Here is a 24601-nt window from a genome sequence, read left to right as displayed (position 1 = left end):
ATACCCTCCTTTTCTTTATGGGTTAGGCATTATACCAGAATATAAGTTAAAAATAATATAACCTCTATAGGAAAAATTATGCTTGATCAGTGTAGAATTATTCAACTCCCCAAAATTACGGATCCAAGGGGTAATCTGACGTTTATTGAGGGAGAGCGTCATATTCCCTTCAAAATCGAGCGGGTGTACTACCTCTATGATGTTCCCGGCGGTGCCGATCGCGGTGCCCATGCCCACAAGGCGCTGCATCAATTTGTGGTGGCCATGTCTGGTAGTTTTGATGTTGTCCTCGATGATGGCGATCGCAAGCAGCGTTATCACCTGAACCGCTCCTACTTTGGCCTGTATATTTGCCCAATGATGTGGCGATACCTCGATAACTTCTCCTCGGGTGCCGTGTGTATGGTTTTAGCCTCTGCCCCCTATGATGAAAGCGATTACATCCGCAACTACGACGAATTCCTAGCCCTTGCTCAGAAGCGCTCAATGCCATGACAACGATTCCCTTTCTTGACTTGGGGGCGGCCTACCGCGAACTCAAAGCGGAAATTGATGCTGCCGTTGCCCGTGTGCTTGACTCCGGCTGGTACATCCTTGGTGCAGAGGTAGAAGCCTTTGAAGCTGAATGGGCTGCTTACTGCGGTGCCAATTATGCCATTGGTGTTGGTAATGGTTTAGATGCTCTTGTGCTTGCTTTGCGGGCAATAGGGGTGACCCATGGAGACGAAGTCATTGTTCCCAGCAACACCTATATCGCCACTTGGCTAGCCGTCAGTCAGTGCGGAGCTATTCCTGTGCCAGTGGAGCCTGATCTCCATACCTACAATATTGATCCCCTCAAGATTGAAGCGGCGATCACTGCCAACACCAAAGTGATTCTACCCGTCCATCTCTATGGTCAACCGGCTGATCTTGACCCGATCCTAGAGATTGCTCGCCATTATCAGCTCTGGGTACTCGAAGACGCTGCTCAGGCTCATGGTGCACGCTACAAAGGGAAGCGAATTGGTGCCCACGGGGATGCTGTCGCATGGAGCTTTTACCCCGGCAAGAACTTGGGTGCCCTTGGGGATGCGGGGGCTATAACGACCAATAACCCCGAGTTGAGCGATCGCATTCGTATGTTGCGGAACTATGGCTCACGGGTTAAGTATGTAAATGAAGTGCAAGGGGTCAACAGTCGCCTCGATCCTCTACAGGCCGCGATCCTACGGGTGAAATTGCAGTACCTTGATGAATGGAACCAGCGCCGCCAAAAACTAGCCCAACTCTACCTCACAGAACTGCAAGGAACTTCCGTAATACTCCCCTTTGTTCCCCCTTGGGCAGAGCCAGTGTGGCATCTCTTTGTGATTCGCACTCCCCAGCGCCAGACTCTTCAGGAAAACCTGCACGCTGCAGGCATTGGTACCCTAATTCACTACCCCATTCCCCCTCACCGTCAGGCCGCCTATGCCAATCTCGATGTCAGCCAAAAATCCTTCGCGATCGCGGAACGATTTGCCCAAGAAGTGCTAAGCTTACCAATAAGTCCTCACCATTCAGTTAATGAGATTAGCTGCGTCATATCTTTACTTAAATCTCTCTGAAGAATATGGAACATTGTTCTTTAAGTAAAAAGAAGGAATTTGCCTACGGTCTTCGAGAGCTAGCTCTTAGAGAAAAAAATCCATACCAAAAAGCGATGCTTGCAGAAATCTATGCGACTTATAACATTCAAAACTTAGTTCCAATTGCTGAAGATTTAGAATTAGAAAAAGATGTACTACTTTCTCTTTCCAAGAGTAGATTTGAGCCTGTAATTGTTAATCATGACTTTGTCCATGTCATTACAGAGACCTATGTAACAGGTGGACATACTCGCTTATTAACGGCCACAGTCGAAGAACAAATCAAGCAAAATCAAGACGTTGCTGTTCTCGTTACTAGAGCTATTGATCCTCAAACCTTGAATTTTTTGGAAGAGATTAGATGTAAGGTCTATCGCTTAGAAAAACAGCGTCAATTCTTTGAATTAGTAACAAAAGGAAAAGTCATATCCCATATCCATCATTACGATATTCATTCCGCAATTTCACTATGGTTTTCAAAAGAAAAGCATTATTTTGATATCTACTTTGTAAACCATGCTGATCATGTTTTTAATTATGGTCATGCAATTTGTAATAGCATCCTTGAAGTGAGTGGCTATGGTTATTACAGAACAGAGGCTTTGAAGCACTATCAATCACATCACTTAGTGGGGATACCTTTGAATATTTCTCATTTAGAAAAAGTAAAGCATAAGTATAAACTCCAGAGTAATACTCAACAAAGTTTTAACATTATGACAATAGCTAGAGTAGAAAAGCTAAGACCTGCTCAAGGATGGAATTATCCCCTATTTATCAACCAACTTCTCGATGAATGTACGAATCATAAAGTCATAATCACAATAATTGGACAATCTGGAAAGGAAGATTGGTGGCAGCAAGGATATATCTCTGAAAAAAATTTAGAAAAAGTTAAGCTGATAGAGTTTGTACCCTATAACAATTTATACAAAAACGCCTATCTCTACAATGCATATTTAGATAGTTTTCCCTTTACAGGTGGTACAGTTATTTCAGAAATTGCTACTATTGGCATTCCCATACATGCGCCCAAATTACCGTGTCAAGGATATTCTATGGCAGATCAGATAAGGTCTGACTCTTTAGAGGTAGTCATACAACGACTCAAAGACCATATTATTAGTGGTAAACTTCCCTATGACACTGAACACCTATCTCATGAAGTTCAAAGTTTTCATCATCCCACAAGTTATTTAGAACGATTAATGAATGTCATGTACGGTCGAGAGGCTAAAGCGCCAAATGAGCTACTAGATTTTAAGGCTGACACACTCTTTTTAGGTAAATGCTACGCAACAGAATGGATACAGGGATTGCCTGAGCTACCTTGTGAAACCTCAATTATCAATAGAGTAAAGCTCGTAATTTACTCATTAAAAAATACAGATATGACTCTAACAATTTCAAAATCAATCAGAACAATTTTGGGCAATGATCATCCCATAGTAAGATTCTTGAGATTCATTAAGAACATCTATAAAACTCTAGATTAATTATGACAATGCGTATCTCAATTGCAATGGCCACCTATAATGGCGAGAAGTATCTTCAGGAGCAGCTAGATAGTTTCTTGAGTCAAACTCGCTTACCTGATGAACTAGTTATTTCAGATGATTGCTCAACAGATAGTACAATGCAAATTCTACACGATTTTGCTAAGAGTGCACCATTTGAAGTAAAAATATATCAAAATGAGCACAATCTAGGTTTTGTACATAACTTTGAAAATGCCCTAAAACAAACATCTGGAGACATTATATTCCTCAGCGATCAAGATGATGTATGGTTTCCAAATAAAATAGAATATGTTACTAATTTTGCTCAACAAAACACTGAATATCTACTCTACATGAATGATGCTGAAATTTGTTTAGCAGATGGGACTCCTACAAAATTAACTATTCTGAAGCAAATACTATCACTACGTTTTTCAGAAGAGAAATTTGCAATTGGTTGCTGTATGGCAATTAGAAAGGATTTAAGAGATATGGCTTTGCCGATACCAAAATTCCACGCACATGATACTTGGCTGAATAAACTATCTAATATATTAGAAGTTAAAAAAGTACTTCCTTCTGTTTTGCAGTTTTACAGACGACATGGAGGAAATGCATCCAACTGTATATATAGCCGTACAAAAAGACAAACACCACTTAACCTGATAATATATAAAATAATGTATAAGGATAATCCATGTCTAGAGTTAGAACAGCTTAATAGTGAAATCAGTGCTTTGACAAAAATAATTGATTCTAGATTGCTTAATACACCAATGATAGAAAAAATAACTCAAGAAATAAATAAAATAAATAAAATGAAATTGATAAGAAATCAAAGAAGCAAAATTCGATCAATGCCTCATATTTTTAGATTAAAATACGTTTTAAAATTATTATTTTCAGGAGATTATAAATATTATTCAGGTTGGCAAAGTGCTATGAGAGATTTGTTTTTTTAAGATGAACTAGGTTAAACATGGGTAGAAAAATATCAATATAGCTACTCCAATAAAGAATGAGACAAAATTGCGTTGGTTAGAGACTTTAGCTCACTACATCTGAACTTACTGAACTTAAAAAAGGCTTTGATGCTTTGGGGCATGAATACATCCTTTTTCCTAATGGTGATGGATTCAAGAAAATTCCTAGCGGACTTGCCTACGGCCCCCCAAAAAACGCATATTTCGATTTGGGGAAATGGCTTATTGAACAACCAAACTGGTTAGAAGGATTGCTGAAGAAAAATGACATCGTCCAGTTGATGAATCCTTACTCGCTAATATTGCCAAGAAGGATAGCTAGCTCTAGCTATCGCCAATATATCATTTGGAAACTGAAATCAGCCCGAAAGCATTATAAAGTGAAACTAGGTTTGAGTGTCGCGGGTTGTAGCGCTTTGACTATTAAGGAAATGGGCAACCTAAAACGATCCCCTTGCGCTGGTTGTATGACTGATACTCAAACAACGAAATGCGTTTTAGATGTTCCAATGAACTACAAGTATGAGAAGGAACTGTATACCCTATGTGATTGCGTCATCCCATTTGGCGGATGTGCATACGAACGGAGTGCGATAGGTCTCGCAGCTTTACCGATGCCTGTGGATCATCAATCGCTACCTTATAACAAGAACGTCGTCTTAGAGAAAATACGCATTCTCCACGGAATCAATCATGCTGGCTTCAAAGGTTCAAAATTTATTATCAACGCATTAAACAGACTATCGGAAAGATTCGAAAATGCTGAGGTTATAATAGTAGAGCGTTTGCCGTTTAAGGAATATCTGCAGCTCGTTTCCACTTGTAATGTAGTGGTTGATCAGCTATTTGGGGATGGGTTGGGAATGAATGCGCTTCTCTCCATGGCACTGGGTCGCGTGGTGTTGACCTCGCATGATCCTGCGTGCATCCGAAAGATATATGGAGAATCTGCACCGGCTTTGGATATTTCATCTGAGGAAAGTGTTTATTCTGTCCTTTCTGAAATGTTGACGACTTGGAGCGCTGTTGATTTTCTGGAAGTAGGAGAAAGATCTCGTCTTTTTGTTGAAGCATATTGCGATGCAAGTTCCATAGCTGCTCGCGTGCTTGATTATTACCTCGAAAGGATGGAATGAAGCGCAAGATCCTCCTCTCGGTGTCCAGTCTTTCTGCGGGCGGTGCCCAGCGCATAATCGCGGAATTGGTGCTGGCGTTGGTGGAGCGGGGTCACGAAATCACGGTGATGACCTTGGTCACGCAGATAAAGACCATTACCGGCTCGACCCGCGCATTGGCCGGCTTGCGCTCGACCTCATCTGGAACTCGTCGTCGCTCTGGCAGGGTGTTGCCGGCAACGTTCGGCGCACTCGGGTGATTCGCAGCGCCGTGACATCCTACCGACCCGATGTGGTCGTCAGTTTCGGCGATACGCACAACGTGTTGATGCTGGCGGCGCTGCTGGGGGTTGGTATTCCGGTTGTGGTGTCCGAGCGGATTGATCCACGACGGCATCGGGTCGGCCGTGCTTGGGATGCCGCGCGTCGCCTGCTCTATCCGTTCGCCGCGCGCGTGGTCGTGCAGACCGAAGCGGTCGCCTCATGAGCCGAAAAGCTCGTGCCGCGCAGACGGGTGGCGGTGGTGCCGAATTTCGTCCGATCCTTGCCCCAGCCGGTTTGCGGGCAGAGCCGAAGCGCCGACGAGATTCTGGCCGTCGGACGGCTCGATGACCAAAAGGGCTTCGATCTGCTGCTGCGCGCCTTTGCGATGAGCGGCCTCAAGCAGGCGGGGGCGAGGCTCGTCATATTGGGGGAGGGCGCAAAACGAGCGTTTTTGACGCGGCTGGCGGCGGAACTTGGCCTTAGCGAGGCCGTTTCCATGCCGGGGGTCGTCGAGGCGCCGGAGCAGTGGATGGCGCGCTGCATCTTTTTCGTTTTGCCATCGCGCTACGAGGGTTTTCCCAATGCGTTGCTGGAGGCCATGGCGATGGGCTGCCCAGTCATTGCTGCGGATTGGGATAGTGGCCCGCGGGAGATGGTGCAAGACGGCGAAAACGGCCTGCTCGTGCCGACGGAGGATGTGGGCGCGCTCGCCCAAGCGCTTGCTAGGCTGTGGCGGGATGCCGCCCTGCGCGCGCGGCTGGGGGCGGCAGCGGTGGAGGTGCGGGAGCGTTTTTGTCGCGATCGCGTGGTGGGCATGTGGGAGACTTTGATTGAGGAGATTCTAAATGAGCGTTGAAGCTAAACAGGAGATCGCGGCTGGGGCATGTTTTGCCTTCGGGGCGAATTGGGCGCGGTTTCTCGAAACATTGGATGGCCTGCGCCGAGGAGTCTCTGCGCTCTATGTTGGGCATGGAGCGGCTGGATGGGCAGCGCTGATTGTGCAACCCCTTTTCTGTAAATTTCCGGATGGGTGGTCATGACGCTGGGGTTACAGGTTGAGGTTGAAATAGACCTTGCTCATCATCCACTCGTCGTTGAGTTCGGCAAGCATTGCCGAGACTAGGCGCAGGCAGGAATCCGGGTTGGGGAAGATGCTGGCCACGTGGGTGCGGCCGCGCAACTCCCGGTTGATCCGCTCTAGGCCATTGGTGGTGCGCAGCCGGACGCGATGCGCCGCCGGGAAGTCGAACACGGTCAGGCCTTCGGGAATGGCTTCCTCGACCCACTGGGCGAGCTTCGGATGCTCCTTACGCTAGGTCTCCAGAGCGGTTTTCAAGAGCCGTTCGGCCTCCGTCCAGTCAGGCGCGTTGAAGATGGCGCGCAGCTGGGCGGCCACCGTCTTTTTGGCTGCCTCACGGGTGACGAAGTGGCCTGCGTTTTGCTGCAGATGGAACTAGCAGCGCTGACGGGGCACGGCAGGCAGCACCGCCCGGCGTGCGGCCTTGAGTCCGGCATGATCGTCGGCAACGATCAGCTTGTCGCCCTTCAGGCCACAGGCGAGCAGCTTTTCTAGGAAACGGCGCCAGTTGATCTCGGCTTCTGAATTTACAGAAAAAACGATACACAACTGATTTGATCGCCTGGCTGCAGGCGCAGAATTACGATATTTTTAAGATTGAGGAAAACGTTGGCCTGTCGCATCTAAATCCCGATCGACTAGCAGCATTTCAAAACGTCCTTGCCCGCCCAAGAGTTTGAATATGCGAGTGCTTTTTTTTATCTCCTCTCTCTCTTCCGGTGGCGCCGAACGTGTTGCAGCCAATCTTGCAAATTATTGGGCGGAGAAAGGCTGGGAAGTGACTGTTGTCACTGTATCCGATGGCACAGACGATTTTTATGAACTATTACCTTCAGTGCACAGAATAAAGCTGGGTCTGCAACAAAATAGTGGCAATGTGCTGAAAGGCTTGATCAACAACCTGCGCCGCGTGTCTGCCCTGCGCCGGGTGTTGCGCCAAGTGCAGCCGGATGTCGCACTGGGCATGATGGATTCGTCCAATATCCAGCTCGCGTTAGCGGCAACCGGCCTACGTGGCTTGGTGACCGTCGGTTCGGAGCGCATCCATCCGCCGCAGATGCCTTTGGGTGTGGTTTGGGAAACCCTGAGATCCTATTTCTATGGACGGTTAGATGCGGTAGTCGCGCTCACCGATGAATCCGCTACTTGGCTGCGTCAAAATACCCGAGCGCGCAAGGTGCCGGTGATCCCGAATGCGGCAAGCTATCCCTTGCCGGCGCAAGCGCCATACATGATGCCGCCGGTCAAGACCGGTAATGCAAGACTACTGCTGGCGGTCGGTCGCTTGAGCCAACAAAAAGGCTTCGACAGACTGATCGCTGCGTTTCAAGGCTTGGCGGCGGCATTTCCGGATTGGCGTCTAGCCATACTGGGCGAGGGGCCGCTGCAGAACGAACTTGCGGCGCAAATCAAGAATGCCGGGCTGGACGAGCGCATCCTGCTGCCTGGGCGGGTGGGCAATGTTGGGGAATGGTATGCCGCGGCTGATCTGTATGCGATGACTTCGCGTTTCGAGGGCTTTCCCAATGCGCTCGCCGAGGCGATGGCACACGGCTTGCCCGCGGTAAGCTTTGATTGCGATACCGGGCCGCGCGACATCATCCGCCATGAAGTGGATGGTCTGCTGGTGCCGCCCGGCGATGTAGCCGCGTTAAGTGCGGCATTGAGCCGATTGATGGGCGATGAGGCCTTGCGCCAGCGGTTTGCTGCTCGCGCCATCGAGGCACGCGAGCGGTTTTCCATGGCCAGAATTGTAGGAATGTGGGAAGCGTTATTTGAGGAACTGCTTCATGAAAAATAATCAGGAATCGCGCCTTGGGCGGCTTTATCGGCAAATCTATGAGGCACTTTGCGGCAAACACCCGCACTTGCGTCCTTGGCATTTTCAATGGCTGGCTACGGTTTATCTAGTGCGTATGCTAAAGTTGCGGCTGCCGCAATTGACGGGGCGGGTGCTGGATGTCGGCTGCGGCGACAAGCCTTATCAGCCGTGGTTCGCGCAGGCTACCGAGTATGTCGGAATCGATGTTGCGGGGGGGGGCAGATTATATAGTTGCGCCCGATGCGGTGTTTCCGTTCGATGACGCCTCGTTTGATGTGGTGCTTGCGACGCAAGTTGTCGAGCATGTGGAAAACCTACCGCACACGTTGGGGGAAATGTCCCGTGTGTGCAAGCCCGGCGGGATGATTGTGTTGTCGTTTCCGTTTTTATACAACGAACATGGCTCGCCCTATGATTTTCAGCGCTTTACCAGTCATGGTGCGACGCGTTTGCTGCCGTATGAGGTACACACGCTGGAATGCCAAGGCGGGTTTGGCAGCACGGTGGTGGTTTTGACCTTGAACTGGCTGGAAAATAGCTTCAATGCCAATAAGCTGACTCGGCTGCTTAAGGCGCTGACCCTGCCGCTGTGGATACCGTTTTGTCTGGTTATGAACGGCTTGGGGTTGCTGCTGGATCAAATAGACCGGACGGAGAAGTTTTACAACAATGTGTTTGTGATGTTTCGTAAACCGCTATAGCGAAATCGAATGAATTTGTCTTCATTACTAGATCCTCGGGGGCGATCCCGTATCGCTATTTTTTTACCCTCCCTTGCTGGCGGCGGCGCCGAGCGAGTGATGGTGACGCTGGCCAACGGCTTTGCGGCGCGGGGGTACGCCGTCGATCTGGTGCTGGCCAGCGCTGTGGGGCCGTATCTCAAGGATGTTGCGCCCGCCGTGCGGGTGGTGGATTTGCGTGCCGGGCGGGTCATTAAGGCCCTGTGGCCGCTCGTGCGCTATCTGCGGCGGGAACGGCCCCACGCGATGCTCTCAGCCATGAACCACGCCAACGTGGTGGCTATCCTGGCCCGGCGGCTTGCGGCAGCCCGCACAAGGCTGGTTGTGTCGGAGCGCACCACCATTAGCGTGGAAGTGGCGCGTGCGCGTGGCTTGGCGGCGCGGGCGGTTTATGCCCTGGTGCCGCGGCTTTATCCCAAGGCGGATGGGATTGTTGCCGTCTCGCGCGATGCGGCGCGGGATCTGGAGCGCTTTGCGAGACTGCCTTCCGGTACCGTTCGCGCTATCTATAACCCTTTCGATCTCGAGCGCATCGCGCAGCTGGCCCAAGAGCCGGTGCCCCACCCTTGGCTGCAACCGGGGCAGGTGCCAGTGGTGGTGGCGATCGGCCGTTTGACGGAGGAAAAAAACTTCACCGCGCTGCTGCAGGCCTTTGCCCAGCTCCGCGCACGGAAGGAGGCGCGTTTGCTCATCTTGGGCGAAGGCGAATTGCGAGAAGAGCTGGAGCAACTGTCTCATGCCCTAGGCCTAGGGCCGGATGCGCTGCAGATGCCGGGGTTTGTGGCCAACCCGTTTGCGTATCTTGCGCGCGCGGCGCTGTTTGTCCTGTCCTCGCGCTGGGAGGGGTTGCCGGGTGTGTTGATCGAGGCGATGGCCTGCGGCACGCCGGTGGTGAGCACCGATTGCCCCAGTGGCCCGCGGGAGATTCTGGAAGATGGGCGTTGGGGGCGCCTGGTGCCGGTCGGCGATGTGGCCGCCTTGGCGCGGGCGATGGAGGAAGTCCTTTCGACCCCCAAGGACCGGTTGCCCGATGTGCGCCAGCGCGCGCGGGACTTTGATCAGGCGCGGGCGATCGATGCTTATCTCGAGGCGATGAATCTCCCGCCATGGGCAGATGAGTGCGAAGGTGGACGATAATGGAAAACTACCCGTTCGACCTAGACGTCCTTTTGTCGCCAACAGCATTGATATTCATTGCTGTCTTGATTGCGGGTGTGCGCAGTAGCTGTGGACCGGGACTTACACTAGCTCTGGCCTTATTGAAATCCGGGTTATATTTTGTTTACTACGGCTTCCTGTTCGATGGTACTTTTACTTTTTTGGATGATTGGACATACCTAGAGGGGGTCGAACATCTGCTCGACCAAGAAGCCGGTTTATTCGAGCTCTTCGGCTCTGAGTTCTTATTCTTGGTGGCGAATGGGGATCACGTTGTTTATTATCTTTACAACGCGCTGGCCATGTCATGGTTTGGGAGGGGGTACTATGCTCCAGTTGCGCTGAACATCGTGCTCACGGTTGTAATTGCACGATTGGGTGTGCAACTCTTGGTGAGCGAAGGTTTGATTTCGCAAAGGCAGCGGTCTTTGTTCTTCGCTTTTATTGTCTTGCATCCAGATATCCTTGCTTGGTCGACGGTCATGAATGGGAAAGACATACTAGTGTTTCTTTTGCATGTACTGCTTTTGATGTCCGTGGCTTGGTTTCTTCGTGGTCAAAGATGGAGCGCCTTGGTGTTGGCCGCGGCAAGTAGCTTTGTGCTTTTATTTTTGCGTTTTTACGTGCCCATCTTGTTTGGCGTTGCGTTGGTGACTGCGGTGGTCGTAACTTCTCCCCAGAGGGGGATCAAACTTGTGCTGCCTGCGTTATTCTTGCTTGGTATTGCCCTAAGTCGTTTTGGTATAGAAGGGATTGAATATGCAATCCACGCTGTGCGTGAAGATTTTGTCAATCCACTCTATGGCTTTTTCCGCTTTGTTCTCACGCCCATCCCCTTCAATACCGAAGAAGCCTATGCGTTCTTGGATTTGCCTGCCATCCTTCACTGGCTGCTTCTTCCCGCTGTAGTCTTGGGAATATGGAAACTTTATCACCGCAACACAGCATTTTCCCATTTTTTAATAGTTTACACCATTTTGTTTGTAGGTCTCTATGCAGTTTATGGGGAACTTCAGGGTCCCCGACACCGTGTTCAGTTGGACTTCGCATGGGCAACATTCCAATTTCTTGGGTTGAGCCTTATGCTTTGCACGAGGCGATTATCTAAGCTGCCTAATCCGGGAGACTCCAACGCTGCAGTTAGACGCATCTCGGCGATAAGTCGAAAATGAAAGTCTTGCACATCATCACCGGCCTTGCCGACGGCGGCGCCGAGGCCGTCTTGTATCGCCTGGTATGCCACGACCCAGACGATCAGCACCATGTGGTGTCCCTCACCACCGAGGGTAAATACGGCCCGCTGCTGCGCGAAGCAGGGGTGGAGGTGACGGCGCTTGCCATGCCCCGCGGCCGGCTAACGGCTGCTGGTCTTCGGGGTCTGTGGCGCACTGTGCGCTTGGTGCAGCCCGATCTGGTGCAGACCTGGATGTACCACGCCGATTTGCTGGGCGGGCTGGTGGGGCGCATGACGGGCGTGCCGGTGGTGTGGGGGATCCGTCACACCACGTTGGAACCGGGTAAGTCGGCGCGCAACACGCGTGTTGTGGCCCGCCTGTGCGCTTGGCTGTCGCGCTGGCTGCCGGTGCGCATCGTCGCCTGCGCCGAGGCCGCGGTTGAGGTGCACGCCGCGCTGGGCTATGACCGCCACCGCATGGTGGTGATCCCCAACGGCTATGACTTGAGCTGCTTTGCACCGGATGACGAGGCGAGAAAGCGGCTGCGTGACCAATGGCAGGTGCCCGATGATCTGCTCCTGATTGGCATGGTGGCACGGTTTGATCCCCAAAAAGATCACGGCAATCTCATCGCCGCTTTGGCTGATGTGGCGCGAAGGGGAGTGCGGTTTTGCGCGGTGCTGGTGGGCAGCGCCATCACGCCAGAAAACAGGGAGCTGTCGCATGCGGTTCAGGCGGCGGGGTTGTCGGAGCGGGTGTGGTTGCTCGGGCCCCGCACGGATGTGCCCGCAGTGATGAATGCCCTCGATGTGCATGTCCTGTCCTCTGCGGCAGAGGCATTCCCCAATGTGTTGGCCGAGGCTATGGCCTGCGGCACGCCCTGTGTGGCCACCGATGTCGGGGATGCGGCGCGCATTGTGGGCGAGACGGGCTGGATCGTGCCACCGAAGGACAGCGCGGCGCTGGCGCAGGCGATCCTTGCTGCTCTAACGGCGCATGCGGATCGTGAAAGCTGGCGCAAGCGCCAGTGGGCCTGCCGGGCGCGGATCGCCGAGCACTTTTCGATCGAGGCGATGGTGCAGCGGTATCGCGCCGTGTGGCGGGAGGCGGTGAAAATGTTACGAAAGGGAGAAACAGATGAGAGAGGATTTAACTAGCGTCGATACCCACTTCGCGTTTGGGAAAAACTGGGCTGCCTATGCCGAGAAGGTGACGGCGGCCGAGATCGCGGAGGCCGAGCGAGGGCTGATCCGCTTGCTGGGGTCAGAGCGCCTGGACGGAGAGCGTTTTCTCGATATTGGCTGCGGGTCGGGGCTGCACAGCCTGGCGGCGCTGCGTCTGGGGGCCAGGGAAGTGGTTGCGGTGGATCTGGACCCTGACAGCGTGGCCACCACCCAAGCGCTGCTCGATCGGCATGCCCCTCGGGGAGCGGTCTTTCGTGTGGAGGCGGTCAGTGTGTTCGATCTGCGTCCCGAGGCGATGGGCACCTTCGATACGGTCTATTCCTGGGGTGTGCTGCACCACACCGGGGACATGGAGCGCGCCATTCGGTGCGCCGCGGCCATGGTGGGGACGGAAGGCCGGTTTGCGTTTGCCCTGTACCGGCGGGTGTGGATGGATCCCTTCTGGCGGTGGGAGAAACGTTGGTACGCCCATGCGTCCCAGGAGGCACAGCGCCGCGCCCGTGCCATCTACGTGGCCTGGTTTCGCTTGGGTCTTGCGGTCACGGGCAGAAGTTTCACCCGATATGTCAATGAGTACCGATCCAACCGCGGGATGGATTACTACCATGACGTGCATGACTGGCTGGGCGGCTGGCCCTATGAGTCGATCTCACCTGCCGAGGTCGAGCAGCAGATGAAGAGGTTGGGCTTTGTCGCGGAACGGGTGCTGGCCAGACCGGGCCGGTTGTGGGGGCGCAACCCTGGGTTTTTCGGCTCTGGCTGTGATGAGTACGTGTACCGCCGTCAGGGGCGTTGTAGGTGCGCTACCGAGTGGATTGACGTTAAATGAGGAGCTGAACGATGACGAACGCCGACATTCGCTGGAAACAGCGCTTCGCTAACTTCAAACGGGCCTTGCGCCAGCTCACGGCGGCGGTGGGCCTGTCTCGTGTGCGCCCTCTATCGGATTTAGAGCGGCAGGGGTTGATTCAGGCCTTTGAGTTTACCCATGCGCTTACTTGGAACCTGCTAGGACTATCCAGACCCACCAAGAGGCGGTGGCTCTAGCCGTGGTGCAGGCAGTGGTCGAACGCTACCAGCCGCTGTTCCTTGAACTTGATCGCGGCTTTTCGGAGCTTGTATGAGCAAGAGAAACTGGGGAGTACCGGCTGCAACCTTGGCAGCTATCCGTGTTATCCTTAGTGATGATCCTAAGGTGCAAAAGGCGATCCTGTTTGACTCCCGCATTCTTGTTGAATAGCAAAGACTGTGAAGATTACTCTTTTTCTGACGTAATAAATTCCACTCTCGGGCGGCTAAATTTTGTGGAGCGAAATCAACACAAAGGTTTTGACTATCGTTTACTGATTAATCAGATTGAAAAATATTTCGATGTGATAGGAGTATTTGGACTTCCGTTTACCTTTCTGCCGGCCTCTTTTGGCTTTACGATTGCCATTATTGCGAAATCGAGAGGGTCTTGAAGGGAATGTTAGTGGTGTAGAGCATGTGTGGTATCACGGGCTTCTGGCACGCTGGGGGTATGGCCGTGGGCGATGCGGAAACCACCGCCCGCCGCATGGCCGATACACTGATCCACCGCGGTCCGGATGATGCGGGGGTGTGGGTGGATGAGACAGTTGGCATCGCCTTGGCGCACCGGCGGCTTGCTATCCTAGACCTTTCGCCGGCGGGTCATCAGCCAATGGTGTCACCCTCTGAACGTTTTGTAATTGCTTTCAACGGCGAGATCTATAACCATTTGGCTCTGCGCAAGGAACTTGAAAAAACCGATGCTGGCAGTGCCTATTGGCGTGGCCATTCGGATACCGAAACCCTGCTGGCGGCCTGCGAGGCTTGGGGTGTGGAGGAGGCACTGAAGCGCAGTGTCGGCATGTTTGCCTTCGCTCTGTGGGATCGGGATAGGCATACACTTACCTTGGCTCGCGATCGCATGGGGGAAAAACCTCTCTATTATGGCTGGGTCAAGGGGACACTGGTGTTCGGCTCGGAGCTGAAGGCAATCCGTACCTTTCCCAGTTTTGACCATAGCATTGAGCGGCGGGCACTCGCACTTTTGCTGCGCTACAACTACATTCCCACACCATGGAGCATCTATGAGGGCATCTGGAAGCTGCCGCCAGGGTGCTATGTACAGTTTGCTGCAGGCTCCTTGCCCATTGGCAGCCGCGGCGACATCCGAACCTACTGGTCGCTGCGGAAAGTGGCGCAGTGGGGGTTGCATCATCCCTTCAAAGGATCAGCGCAAGACGCCATCGACGAACTGGAAGGGCTTGTCCGCAGTGCGGTGGCGGGGCAGATGGTGGCTGATGTGCCCTTGGGGGCGTTCCTTTCGGGGGGAATCGATTCTTCCACCGTGGTGGCGCTCATGCAGGCTCAAAGCCCGCAGCCAGTGAAGACCTTTACCATTGGCTTTCATGAGGGCGACTACAACGAGGCCGAGCACGCCAAAGCGGTGGCGCGGCACTTGGGCACGGAGCATACGGAACTGTATGTGACGCCCAAAGACGCAATGGCGGTGATTCCGCGGCTGCCCGCACTCTATGACGAGCCCTTTGCCGATTCATCCCAAATTCCCACTTTTTTGGTCTCTGAGCTGACCCGCCAGCAGGTGACGGTGAGCCTGTCGGGGGATGGCGGCGATGAGCTCTTTGGCGGCTACACCCGCTATTTCCGGACCCGGCGGTTGTGGCGGCGCTTGGCGATGGTGCCACGCCCACTGCGGCAGCTGGCGGCATCTGGGGTGCGGGCGCTTTTCCCCGCGGCGTGGAACAGGCTGTATGGGTTCGCAGCGCCCTTGTTGCCGCACCGCCTGCGCTTTCGGTTGCCTGGTGATAAACTGCATAAGGCAGCACGGTTATTTTCAGTGCGCCGCCCGGAGGAAATCTATCTGCGCCTAGTCTCCCACTGGGAGTCTCCCACCGAAATCGTCCTAGGTGTGACGGCAGAGCCACCCACCCCCCTTACCGACCCGGCCGCTTGGCTTGAGGATTGCGATTTTGAGCAGCACATGCTGTATCTTGATAGCATCACCTATCTTCCCGATGACATCCTAGTCAAGGTGGATCGGGCGGCGATGGGAGTGAGCTTGGAAACACGCGTGCCACTTTTGGATCACCGTGTGGTAGAGTTTGCTTGGCAGCTGCCGTTGGCAATGAAAATCCGTGGAGGTCAGAGCAAGTGGCTGCTGCGGCAGGTGCTTTACCGCTATGTCCCCAAGGAACTCATCGAGCGGCCCAAAATGGGCTTTGGCGTGCCCATCGAACACTGGTTGCGTGGACCATTGCGGGAATGGGCGGAGGATTTGCTTTCGGAGGCGCGGTTGAAACGGGAGGGTTTCCTAGCACCAGCACCGATCCGACAACGCTGGCAAGAGCATCTCTGCGGCCAGCGCAATTGGGTGCATTATTTGTGGGATGTGCTGATGTGGCAGGCGTGGCTGCAACAATGATCGGTTACTTTAGATCCGATAGACTGCTTGGCTGGGTTTTCCCGGCAGCAATGCGCGGAAGCAATACCTCACACACAACAGTGGCAGAGGAGGATACAGCTGAGGGGGGTGCGCCCAGAAAAGAGGCCTTCAAGGTTGCCCTGATCAGCAATGCCGCCTATTCCGTGATCAATTTTCGTCTGCCATTGATCGCAGAGTTGGTGCACAGGGGGTGCACCGTCGATGTCTTGGCGCCCACTTGGTCTCAACAAGAACGGCAAAAAGTGGAGAGTTTGGGTGCCCACTGCCTTTGTTACCCCTTGGAACGCAAGAGTTTGAACCCCTTGGGTCATCTGCGAACATTCCTGAAGCTGGTGGGCATCTTTCGTACCAACCGCTACGATGCCTTGCTGAGTTACACGGCCCAGGCCAATGTTTGGGGAACCCTAGCCGCAGCCTGGGCAGGGGTACCGCGGCGGGTGGCGATGGTGGAAGGGTTGGGCTATGCTTTTACGGCTGATCCTGAGGGACGCAGTCCATTCAAGCGCAGGGTTTTATCTTGGGTGCTGACGCAACTGTATCGCTTGGCATTCCCCTTGGCGCATCGGGTTGTGGTGCAAAACCCGGACGATTTATGTTTGTTGCAAAAAATCTGCGGCTTACCAGCCGAGAAATTTCAATCTAATAATCAATCTAAAATTCCAAACATAGACAGTTTTGTAGATAATTTACAAATTTGGAATAATATTTTTGATTACGCCACAGTCTATAATTTTCCTAAAAATTTATCTCATGAACTAGCCTGTAAATGTCAGTTCTATTTTATAAATATGTATATTTTTGAAAATATTGTGCAAAATGATCAACTAAAATCTAGGCAAGTTCTACCAGACTACTTGATTGAAAAAGTAAAGAATAAATATAATTTTCCTATAACGAGAATCATACTTCAGTTTCCAATCCTTGGTTTACAGTTTATCGCACTTTCCTTCATTTCTTATTTTTTATACTGGGTGAGGAGCATAGCCAATGTCTTTCAATTATGATCCTAAAGTGGTGGAGAGTTTTGGTAGTGAATGGACTAGCTTTAATCCAGAAGTGTTGAAAGATAGTTTGAGAGGCTAGAAAAAAGGGAAGAAATGTCATATTCTTCCCTTAAAAGAAGAAGAAAACAACCAATTTACTATGGCATCTTTTGCAACTCTTGTCAAGTCCATTCTCAATCGGCTCAGCCCCTGTGACTACCCCGTGCTGAACTCTCAATTGTTCTTCAAAATCTGGTTGACCTACGTTCTCGACCAAGGGTTAACCAGTATGAGAGCCTTATTTTATCGCTTGAATCATGCAGGGATTACAGTGGATATGTCCACTTTTTCCAAAGCCAACAAAACTCGGACAACCCGCTTATTTGAAGGGATTTACACTCAACTGATGTCTCAAGCTCAAAAGAGACATCGTACTTCAAGCATGACGCTGTTTCCTATCGATTCAACCATCATTACCCTGACCAGTAAACTCTTTTGGTTCTATAAATATCATCAAGTGAAGTTACTTACGGGATTTGATTTAACAGAGAACATCATGGGTAAAGCGGTGATTTCTTTTGGGGAGAGACATGACTTGAGCTTTCAAGAGGAGATTCTAGAAATGATCCCTGAGAATGCTGTTGTAATCATGGATAGAGGGTTTGCGAGCTGGCAATTTTTAGAGCGACTGAGTGAGAGGAAGTGCTCATTTGTTGTACGTATCAAGAATAACATGAGAATGAAGCTCAATCATGAGAGATATCGCGTGGTTCAATTTTTTGACGAGAATCAAACGGAGTTTCGTATAGCGACAAATCTAAAGGAGCTGAGTGATGAGGAAGTGAGTGAGTTATATCGGCATCGGTGGGCGATTGAGAACCTATGGAAATTTCTGAAGATGCATTTATCATTAGACAAGTTGATTACGAAGAGTTTGAACGGGGTGATAAATCAGATTTATATGGTTTTAATTGCCTATTTAATTTTAGAGCTGGTGGAGATACCTGAATACTTTGGGAAGAAGCTATTAGACAAATTGCGATATTTGCAACTGGAACTCAGTCGTCGCTGCTCAATAGTGCATTGGAGCTTTGATTGGCAGCCAGAGCTACTGGTCACTTAAAATGTTAAGTTTTGTTGCAGAATTCAACACTTCTGGCTTTAATCACCTTGAAGTTAGTGAATCTGAATTAGAAAAATTATTTCTTGATTACTTTAGAATTTTCCCATGGGACATTTTACCTCCAAATGCAGTTGGTTTCGATATGGGTTGTGGTACAGGTCGTTGGGCAAAGTTTGTCGCACCAAGAGTAGGCATACTAAACTGTATTGAACCATCTGATGCTATTGAAGTTGCTCAATCAATGCTAAGAGACTTCCACAATATAAACTTTCTTAAAACGACAATTGATAACATCGATTTACAGGCTAACAGCCAAGATTTTGGTTATTGTCTTGGAGTTCTACATCATATACCTAATACACTTGAAGGTATTAAATCTTGTGTAGCCTTACTAAAGCCAAAAGCCCCATTTCTTGTGTATATTTACTACAAACTGGATAATCGACCTTTTTGGTACCTGTGTCTGTGGTATATGACTATTCTTCCCCGATTGTTTATTTCTAGGCTACCTAATAAAGTAAAAATTTTTCTAACCGACCTGATTGCTATAGCCATCTATTTTCCTTTGGCTCGACTATCATATCTTCTTGAAAAAGCTGGCTTCAATGTAAATAGCTTACCACTTAGTTATTATCGAGATAAAACATTCTATACAATGCGTGTTGACTCTAGAGATCGATTTGGCACACCCCTAGAAAAACGATTCTCAAAATTAGAGATTCAACACATGCTTGAGGAAGCTGGATTAGAAAATATTCAATTTTCAGATAGTCCTCCATTCTGGACGGCATTAGGCTATAAGAAGGTGGAGATACCGAAATTTTATGAATAGACTATGTGTGGCCTAGTTGGTTTTCTCAACGCTGCCTTTTTAGGTGACTGGGCAGCAACTATCCGCAAGATGAATGGCACCCTTTCCCATCGCGGCCCTGATGATGAGGGAGTCTGGATAGATGAGGCGGCAGGTATCGCCCTAGGCCACCGTCGTCTAGCAATTCTTGATCTTTCCCCCGCAGGACATCAGCCGATGGTTTCTGCGTGTGGCCGTTATGTCCTCGTCTTTAATGGTGAAATTTACAACCACCTTGAACTGCGTCAGGAGTTAACAGCGCTTGGTGCAGCCCCCCCTTGGCGCGGACATTCCGATACCGAGACACTACTGGCGGCTTTTAGCCATTGGGGCGTGACCACAGCCCTAGAAAAGCTAGTTGGCATGTTTGCCCTTGCCCTTTGGGATCGCAAGACTCGTACATTAACCCTAGCTAGGGATCGCATAGGTGAAAAGCCCCTCTACTACGGTTGGGTCAATGGAGCCTTGGTTTTTGCCTCAGAACTCAAAGCGATTCGGGCTTACCCAGCCTTTGCTAACTTGATTAATCGCGATGCCTTAGCGCTGTATTTCCGCTATAGCTGGATTCCGACTCCCTACAGCATCTATGAACATATCTGGAAGTTACCAGCAGGTACCTATCTCCAGTGGTCTGCTGAATCTCTCAGACCCAACATTCAAGGGACACCTCAAGCTTACTGGTCACTGCAAACCGTTATTGAAAAAGGGCTGACTCACACCTTTCAGGGGACAGAAGCAGATGCCGCTACTGAATTAGAGTATCTCCTGCGGCAGAGTTTGCAAGGGCAACTGTTGGCAGATGTTCCCCTAGGGGCTTTTCTATCGGGGGGAGTAGATTCTTCAACCGTTGTAGCCTTAATGCAAAGCCTTTCTTCCCAGCCCGTTAAAACATTTAGCATTGGCTTCTATGAAGATGCCTATAACGAAGCCCAATATGCTAAAGCAGTTGCCCAACACTTGGGTACCGATCACACTGAATATTACCTTACAGGTCAAGAGGCGCGGGATGTCATTCCCAAACTTACCCACCTTTACGACGAACCCTTTGCTGATTCCTCTCAAATCCCTACCCATCTTGTGCCAATGATTGCGCGCCAAGAGGTGACAGTTGCTTTGTCCGGTGATGGAGGGGATGAACTATTTGGCGGATACGTACGGTACCTTTTGACCCCTGCAATTTGGGGAAAAATAGAACGCTTGCCGAAACCAGTGCGCCGCACCCTTGCATCTTTGCTGAAAAAACTATCCCCTAGACAATGGGATCAGCTTTTTGGGGGACTCAGTATCTTTCTGCCTCAGAATTTAAGATATACAACCATAGGGGATAAAATCGCTAAGCTGGCTAAGCTCTGTGAAATGACCTCTGACAAAGAAGTCTATCTTTCTTTTCTATCACTGATTGATTTACCTTCTCAGTTCGTCCTTAATAGTCAAGAACCATTATTAATCCAAGAAAAGCTTGACCAACTGAGCCATCAACTGCCTTTTGAATCCTATATGATGGCACTTGATTTGCTGACCTATCTCCCCGATGACATTCTTGTCAAGGTCGATCGCGCCGCCATGGGAGTGAGTCTTGAGACCCGTATTCCTTTTCTAGATCATCGAATTGTTGAGTTTGCTTGGACACTCCCCCTTGACATGAAAATCAGACAGCAGCAGGGCAAGCAGGTACTCCGTAAACTTTTGTATCGCTATGTCCCCCCAACTTTGATTGAACGCCCTAAAATGGGGTTTGTCATTCCCCTAGCTCAGTGGTTGCGTTCTGAACTGCGAGATTGGGGAGCAACTTTATTGAACCCAACCCGTCTTCAGCAGGAGGGCTACCTACACCCTGACCTTGTTTGGCAATACTGGCAGGAGCATCAAACAGGAAAACGCAACTGGGCAGGACAACTATGGGAAGTATTAATGTTTCAGTCATGGTTAGAGCGCTGTTTCTGAATATCTAGCCCTAGCATATGTTTCCCTATTTCTTTGTTTTCTTACTCACGCTAACACCATCGGTTATAGAAATGCCGAAGTGGTATTGGGTATTTCTTTTTAGTATTTATGTCGCTTTTATTGGTCTGAGATTTGAAGTTGGTGGAGACTGGTTGGCGTATATAGATATATTAGAAGCTTCTAGATATCAGCCATGGGTAGGCTTTGAAGCTCTACTTGGTGACCCTGCCTATCACTGGATTAATAAGATTGCTGCTGCTCTTAATCAGGAAATTTATTTTGTAAACTTATGTGTTGCAGTGATTTACACAAGCTGTTTATTTGCTTTTTGTCAAAAACTGAAAAATCCTTACTTGGGTTTAACAGTTGCTTTCCCATACTTAACGACTGTTGTAGCAATGGGCTATACTCGCCAAGCAGGAGCGATCGCTTTAGAGCTACTAGCGTTAATGGCATTAGAATCCAATAAAAAAATAAATTCAATTCTGTTTTTTATTTTGGCATTACTGTTTCATAAGACAGCAATATTTCTAATATTAGTGCCGATATTAATATTTTTATTTGACGCACTAAAAACAGGAAAAATAATTTATATATTAGTTATATCAGTATTATTATTGATAGCTCTATCTGGTGCAATTGCGATTACTAGCATCAGCGATAGATTTTTAGTTCACTATATCGGAGCAGGGATGTCATCTTCAGGTGCTTTAATTCGACTATCCATGAATCTCTTACCTGCAACTATTTTTTTAATCGAATACTATACAGGGCATAATTTCTTTAGAACTTCTTCAAAAGTTTATCTTGCTTTATCTTGGCTAGTTATTTTTTCTTTTGCACTCTTGCTAACAGGTTCTTCAACTGCTGCCGATCGCCTTGCGCTGTACCTAATACCTATTCAGATCTATGTTCTAGGAAATCTGCCCTACCTCTTTCTCACTCAAAGCCGAGAAATATTTTATCGATGGATGCTTCTAGTACTTGGTTACAGTTTTTTAGTATTATGGGTATGGCTGCAATTTGCTGATCATGCTTTCGCGTGGTTACCCTATCGCATGTATCCTTTTATTTAAGATGGCAATCAAAGATCACTATGGAATACCCAAGCTAGATGGGTTGTCATTGATATTGCTTTGCAACAATGCTCAGATGTTAATTAATTTCAGAAGAGATTTGATTTTAGAATTAATTCATACAGGTGCTGAGGTTCATTGTTTAGCTCCAGATTATACAGAAGCAGAAATTTCAAAATTAAATGAAATAGGTGCCATATGTCATCATTTTTACCTTGTTCGTAATGGCATGAATCCTTGTCAAGAAATTAAATCTCTCTTCTCTATTATTAAAACAATAAAAAAAATTAATGCTGATAGTCTCTTGGCTATTAGCTCGAAGCCAATTATTTGGGGATTACTAGCCTCGAGATTTGTTGGTATAAAATTCCGCTCTGCATTATTCACGGGCTTAGGTTATGCATTTACTCCTGACCATCAATTAAAATCAAAAAAATTGAAGATTATTCTCATTTTTTTATACAGGATATGCTTACCTATTGCGGATAAAATTATCTTTCAAAATAAAGATGATTGTCATGAAATTACTCAAGCATGTGACCTAAATCCTTGTAAAACTTTAATCATTAAAGGGACAGGCGTTAATCTTCAAGAATGGTCGTATTGCGAGCCTTTTTCTCGTCCATTAACATTTACTTTAGTTGCAAGATTACTCATTGAAAAAGGAGTATTAGAGTTTTTAGAGGCATCTAAATACTTAAAAGCTCTGTATCCTCAAGTTCGATTTTGGTTAATTGGTGGACTAGATAGCAATCCGGGGAGCTTATCTGAAGCACAAATTAAGGAATTTACAGAGCTTGGTATAGTTGAGTGGTTTAGCTTTGCTAATGTCAAAGAGTATCTACCCAGTACTAGTGTGTTTGTCTTACCTTCCTACCGTGAGGGTGTTCCCCGCAGTACGCAAGAAGCAATGGCTATGGGTCGACCAGTGATTACTACGGACGTGCCAGGCTGCCGTGAAACGGTTATTGACGGCTATAATGGTTACCTTATTCCGCCTCGGGATGTGAATGCTTTGATAACTGCAATGCGGAAATTTATTGAACAACCTAGTTTGATTCCTTCAATGGGGTATCATAGCTATCAAATGGCTTTGGACTTATTTGATGTCAAAAAGATTAATGCTCAATACCTCAAATTGCTCAGTTCATGTTAGTTTTATTAGGATATTGCAACTCTTTTCAAAAAAGTGAAAGATGCCGAAATTAGCGAAGGTGAGTGCATGATGCTTAATTTTTCTGATACTTTTAAGATTGCTGTGATTGGCTTAGGTTATGTTGGTCTTCCTTTGGCCGTTGAATTTGGCAAGAAGTACTATACTATTGGTTATGATGTTAATAGCCAACGTATCGCTGAACTTAAGCAGGGATATGACAGAACAGGAGAAGTCAGTGACACTGATTTGCAAGCGTGTTCCTTGCTAATGTACACAACCGATCTCGAAGATTTAAGAAAATGTAATATTTTTATTATTTCTGTCCCCACTCCAATAGATTATTACAAAGTTCCAGATCTTGAACCTTTAAGAAAAGCTTCCAAGAGTGTTGGTCAGATTTTATCACCTCAGTCTATAGTTATCTATGAATCTACTGTTTATCCGGGTGTAACAGAAGAAGTTTGTGTTCCCATCCTTGAGCAGGAATCCAAACTAAAATTTAATCAAGATTTTTTTGTTGGTTATAGCCCTGAACGAATAAATCCGGGGGATCATAACCATCGTTTAACCACAATTAAAAAAGTTACCTCTGGTTCAACACCTGAAGTTGCTGATTTAGTTGATCGCCTATATGCATCAATTATTCCAGCGGGAACACACAAGGCAAGCTCGATTAGAGTGGCCGAAGCGGCAAAAGTAATTGAAAATATTCAACGAGACATTAATATTGCTTTTGTGAATGAGCTATCTATTATTTTTCACCTATTGGGCATTGATACAGAAGAAGTGTTAGCTGCTGCAAGCACAAAATGGAATTTCTTGCCCTTTCGTCCGGGATTGGTCGGTGGCCACTGTATTGGCGTTGATCCCTACTATCTAACTTACAAAGCAGCAGCTTGCAATTATCACCCTGAACTGATTCTGGCTGGTCGCCGTATCAACGATAACATGGGCTTTTATGTAGCAGCGCAATTTCTGAAGTTACTCGTCAAAAAGGGAATTGACTTACCTAATGCTCGTGTACTTGTTATGGGACTAACCTTTAAGGAAAATTGCCCCGATTTACGCAACACACGTGTCGTTGACATTATCAAAGAACTGCAAAGTTATGGCCTAGAGGTTGATATTTACGATCCTTGGGTAGATCCCCAACAGGCCAAGAGAGAATATGGAATTTCCCTTATTGAAGAGTTATCTCATCAGTGGGACGGAATCATTATTGCTGTTGCCCACCAGCAGTTTCATGAAATGGGTAGTACTGGCATTCGTGCTCTCTTGAAAACACCGGGAGTTCTTTATGATGTGAAGTGGGTATTATCGAAGGAAGATGTGGACGGCCGCCTTTAGCTACTTTTTGTCATTTGAGGAA

At 48.8% G+C, this 24601-nt stretch carries 22 protein-coding genes and 2 pseudogenes; 23 read left to right on the top strand and 1 reads right to left on the bottom strand.

Going from position 1 to position 24601, the window contains the following annotated elements; all coding sequences use genetic code 11:
- Positions 1-78: 78 nt before the first annotated feature.
- The 8 genes from QYC28_RS09190 to QYC28_RS09155 all read left to right on the top strand — a co-directional run bounded on the left by QYC28_RS09190 (position 79) and on the right by QYC28_RS09155 (position 6327).
- Positions 79-495: an FdtA/QdtA family cupin domain-containing protein gene (locus tag QYC28_RS09190; RefSeq protein ID WP_302676752.1), complete on the top strand. Its 417-nt coding sequence runs from the start codon at positions 79-81 to the stop codon at positions 493-495.
- Complete coding sequence (locus tag QYC28_RS09185; protein WP_302679366.1) at positions 492-1589, top strand: DegT/DnrJ/EryC1/StrS aminotransferase family protein; 1098 nt, start codon at positions 492-494, stop codon at positions 1587-1589. Before QYC28_RS09190 ends, QYC28_RS09185 begins: the two co-directional genes overlap by 4 nt.
- 5 nt (positions 1590-1594) lie before the next feature.
- The gene (locus QYC28_RS09180; protein ID WP_302679365.1) at positions 1595-3106 is read left to right on the top strand and encodes a hypothetical protein; all 1512 of its coding nucleotides are present in this window, start codon (positions 1595-1597) and stop codon (positions 3104-3106) included.
- A gap of 2 nt (positions 3107-3108) precedes the next feature.
- Positions 3109-4071, top strand: coding sequence for a glycosyltransferase family 2 protein (locus QYC28_RS09175; protein ID WP_302679364.1), 963 nt, complete (start codon positions 3109-3111; stop codon positions 4069-4071).
- Positions 4072-4205: 134 nt separating this feature from the next.
- Entirely contained in the window at positions 4206-5228 is a 1023-nt protein-coding gene (locus QYC28_RS09170) for a hypothetical protein (RefSeq protein WP_302679363.1), read from the top strand.
- Positions 5225-5467 (top strand): hypothetical protein, encoded by a 243-nt coding sequence (locus QYC28_RS09165; RefSeq protein ID WP_302679362.1) that lies wholly within the window; start codon positions 5225-5227, stop codon positions 5465-5467. Before QYC28_RS09170 ends, QYC28_RS09165 begins: the two co-directional genes overlap by 4 nt.
- Positions 5464-5694 (top strand): glycosyltransferase, encoded by a 231-nt coding sequence (locus tag QYC28_RS09160; RefSeq protein ID WP_302679361.1) that lies wholly within the window; start codon positions 5464-5466, stop codon positions 5692-5694. Before QYC28_RS09165 ends, QYC28_RS09160 begins: the two co-directional genes overlap by 4 nt.
- A 27-nt stretch (positions 5695-5721) precedes the next feature.
- Positions 5722-6327, top strand: coding sequence for a glycosyltransferase (locus QYC28_RS09155; protein WP_302679360.1), 606 nt, complete (start codon positions 5722-5724; stop codon positions 6325-6327).
- Positions 6328-6519: 192 nt separating this feature from the next.
- Here QYC28_RS09155 and QYC28_RS09150 read toward each other — a convergent pair.
- A pseudogene (locus QYC28_RS09150) lies at positions 6520-7074 on the bottom strand (transposase); the annotation flags it as partial.
- 157 nt (positions 7075-7231) lie between these two features.
- On the opposite strand from QYC28_RS09150, the gene QYC28_RS09145 reads away from it, so the two are divergent.
- From QYC28_RS09145 to tviB, 15 genes and pseudogenes are all read left to right on the top strand, one after another.
- The gene (locus QYC28_RS09145) at positions 7232-8350 is read left to right on the top strand and encodes a glycosyltransferase family 4 protein (RefSeq protein ID WP_302679359.1); all 1119 of its coding nucleotides are present in this window, start codon (positions 7232-7234) and stop codon (positions 8348-8350) included.
- 158 nt (positions 8351-8508) lie between these two features.
- Positions 8509-9072 carry a class I SAM-dependent methyltransferase gene (locus QYC28_RS09140; RefSeq protein ID WP_302679358.1) on the top strand — a complete coding sequence of 188 codons (564 nt, stop codon included), beginning with the start codon at positions 8509-8511 and terminating at the stop codon, positions 9070-9072.
- A gap of 99 nt (positions 9073-9171) precedes the next feature.
- Complete coding sequence (locus tag QYC28_RS09135) at positions 9172-10248, top strand: glycosyltransferase (protein ID WP_302679357.1); 1077 nt, start codon at positions 9172-9174, stop codon at positions 10246-10248.
- Complete coding sequence (locus QYC28_RS09130) at positions 10248-11441, top strand: hypothetical protein (RefSeq protein ID WP_302679356.1); 1194 nt, start codon at positions 10248-10250, stop codon at positions 11439-11441. The genes QYC28_RS09135 and QYC28_RS09130 overlap by 1 nt, the downstream gene beginning before the upstream one ends.
- On the top strand, positions 11438-12601 hold the full coding sequence (locus QYC28_RS09125; protein WP_302679355.1) for a glycosyltransferase: 1164 nt from the start codon (positions 11438-11440) through the stop codon (positions 12599-12601). The genes QYC28_RS09130 and QYC28_RS09125 overlap by 4 nt, the downstream gene beginning before the upstream one ends.
- Positions 12582-13457: a bifunctional 2-polyprenyl-6-hydroxyphenol methylase/3-demethylubiquinol 3-O-methyltransferase UbiG gene (locus tag QYC28_RS09120; protein ID WP_302679354.1), complete on the top strand. Its 876-nt coding sequence runs from the start codon at positions 12582-12584 to the stop codon at positions 13455-13457. Before QYC28_RS09125 ends, QYC28_RS09120 begins: the two co-directional genes overlap by 20 nt.
- 11 nt (positions 13458-13468) lie before the next feature.
- Positions 13469-13639, top strand: a pseudogene (locus tag QYC28_RS09115) (nucleotidyltransferase substrate binding protein); the annotation flags it as partial.
- Between the two features lie 475 nt (positions 13640-14114).
- Positions 14115-16079: an asparagine synthase (glutamine-hydrolyzing) gene (gene asnB, locus QYC28_RS09110; protein ID WP_302679352.1), complete on the top strand. Its 1965-nt coding sequence runs from the start codon at positions 14115-14117 to the stop codon at positions 16077-16079.
- Positions 16055-17104 (top strand): glycosyltransferase, encoded by a 1050-nt coding sequence (locus QYC28_RS09105; RefSeq protein ID WP_302679351.1) that lies wholly within the window; start codon positions 16055-16057, stop codon positions 17102-17104. Before asnB (QYC28_RS09110) ends, QYC28_RS09105 begins: the two co-directional genes overlap by 25 nt.
- A 139-nt stretch (positions 17105-17243) precedes the next feature.
- Positions 17244-18206: an IS4 family transposase gene (locus QYC28_RS09100; protein WP_302679350.1), complete on the top strand. Its 963-nt coding sequence runs from the start codon at positions 17244-17246 to the stop codon at positions 18204-18206.
- A 1-nt stretch (position 18207) separates the two neighbouring features.
- A complete protein-coding gene (locus tag QYC28_RS09095) occupies positions 18208-19038 on the top strand; it encodes a bifunctional 2-polyprenyl-6-hydroxyphenol methylase/3-demethylubiquinol 3-O-methyltransferase UbiG (RefSeq protein ID WP_302679349.1) in 831 nt (276 codons plus the stop codon).
- 3 nt (positions 19039-19041) lie between these two features.
- Positions 19042-21000, top strand: a complete 1959-nt coding sequence (gene asnB, locus QYC28_RS09090) for an asparagine synthase (glutamine-hydrolyzing) (protein ID WP_302679348.1) — start codon at positions 19042-19044, stop codon at positions 20998-21000.
- A 71-nt stretch (positions 21001-21071) separates the two neighbouring features.
- Entirely contained in the window at positions 21072-22076 is a 1005-nt protein-coding gene (locus tag QYC28_RS09085; protein ID WP_302679347.1) for an EpsG family protein, read from the top strand.
- A gap of 1 nt (position 22077) precedes the next feature.
- A complete protein-coding gene (locus QYC28_RS09080; RefSeq protein ID WP_302679346.1) occupies positions 22078-23232 on the top strand; it encodes a glycosyltransferase family 4 protein in 1155 nt (384 codons plus the stop codon).
- Positions 23233-23301: 69 nt separating this feature from the next.
- Entirely contained in the window at positions 23302-24579 is a 1278-nt protein-coding gene (tviB, locus tag QYC28_RS09075) for a Vi polysaccharide biosynthesis UDP-N-acetylglucosamine C-6 dehydrogenase TviB (RefSeq protein ID WP_315863185.1), read from the top strand.
- Positions 24580-24601: the final 22 nt, after the last annotated feature.

The sequence above is a fragment of the Thermosynechococcus sp. HY596 genome (assembly GCF_030518715.1).
Classification (GTDB): domain Bacteria; phylum Cyanobacteriota; class Cyanobacteriia; order Thermosynechococcales; family Thermosynechococcaceae; genus Thermosynechococcus.
The sequence above is the reverse complement of the archived record's forward strand: the minus strand, read 5'-3'. Positions and strand labels throughout refer to the sequence as shown.

Excerpts from the sequence above, each read along its gene's own strand:
- QYC28_RS09140 (WP_302679358.1), top strand. The coding sequence starts at position 8,509 with ATGTCGGCTGCGGCGACAAGCCTTATCAGCCGTGGTTCGCGCAGGCTA.
- QYC28_RS09120 (WP_302679354.1), top strand. The coding sequence starts at position 12,582 with ATGAGAGAGGATTTAACTAGCGTCGATACCCACTTCGCGTTTGGGAAA.
- QYC28_RS09135 (WP_302679357.1), top strand. The coding sequence starts at position 9,172 with ATGGTGACGCTGGCCAACGGCTTTGCGGCGCGGGGGTACGCCGTCGAT.
- QYC28_RS09180 (WP_302679365.1), top strand. The coding sequence starts at position 1,595 with ATGGAACATTGTTCTTTAAGTAAAAAGAAGGAATTTGCCTACGGTCTT.
- QYC28_RS09095 (WP_302679349.1), top strand. The coding sequence starts at position 18,208 with ATGTTAAGTTTTGTTGCAGAATTCAACACTTCTGGCTTTAATCACCTT.
- QYC28_RS09175 (WP_302679364.1), top strand. The coding sequence starts at position 3,109 with ATGACAATGCGTATCTCAATTGCAATGGCCACCTATAATGGCGAGAAG.
- QYC28_RS09190 (WP_302676752.1), top strand. The coding sequence starts at position 79 with ATGCTTGATCAGTGTAGAATTATTCAACTCCCCAAAATTACGGATCCA.
- asnB (WP_302679348.1), top strand. The coding sequence starts at position 19,042 with ATGTGTGGCCTAGTTGGTTTTCTCAACGCTGCCTTTTTAGGTGACTGG.
- QYC28_RS09125 (WP_302679355.1), top strand. The coding sequence starts at position 11,438 with ATGAAAGTCTTGCACATCATCACCGGCCTTGCCGACGGCGGCGCCGAG.
- asnB (WP_302679352.1), top strand. The coding sequence starts at position 14,115 with ATGTGTGGTATCACGGGCTTCTGGCACGCTGGGGGTATGGCCGTGGGC.
- QYC28_RS09165 (WP_302679362.1), top strand. The coding sequence starts at position 5,225 with ATGAAGCGCAAGATCCTCCTCTCGGTGTCCAGTCTTTCTGCGGGCGGT.
- QYC28_RS09080 (WP_302679346.1), top strand. The coding sequence starts at position 22,078 with ATGGCAATCAAAGATCACTATGGAATACCCAAGCTAGATGGGTTGTCA.
- tviB (WP_315863185.1), top strand. The coding sequence starts at position 23,302 with ATGCTTAATTTTTCTGATACTTTTAAGATTGCTGTGATTGGCTTAGGT.
- QYC28_RS09145 (WP_302679359.1), top strand. The coding sequence starts at position 7,232 with ATGCGAGTGCTTTTTTTTATCTCCTCTCTCTCTTCCGGTGGCGCCGAA.
- QYC28_RS09085 (WP_302679347.1), top strand. The coding sequence starts at position 21,072 with ATGCCGAAGTGGTATTGGGTATTTCTTTTTAGTATTTATGTCGCTTTT.
- QYC28_RS09185 (WP_302679366.1), top strand. The coding sequence starts at position 492 with ATGACAACGATTCCCTTTCTTGACTTGGGGGCGGCCTACCGCGAACTC.
- QYC28_RS09130 (WP_302679356.1), top strand. The coding sequence starts at position 10,248 with ATGGAAAACTACCCGTTCGACCTAGACGTCCTTTTGTCGCCAACAGCA.
- QYC28_RS09100 (WP_302679350.1), top strand. The coding sequence starts at position 17,244 with ATGGCATCTTTTGCAACTCTTGTCAAGTCCATTCTCAATCGGCTCAGC.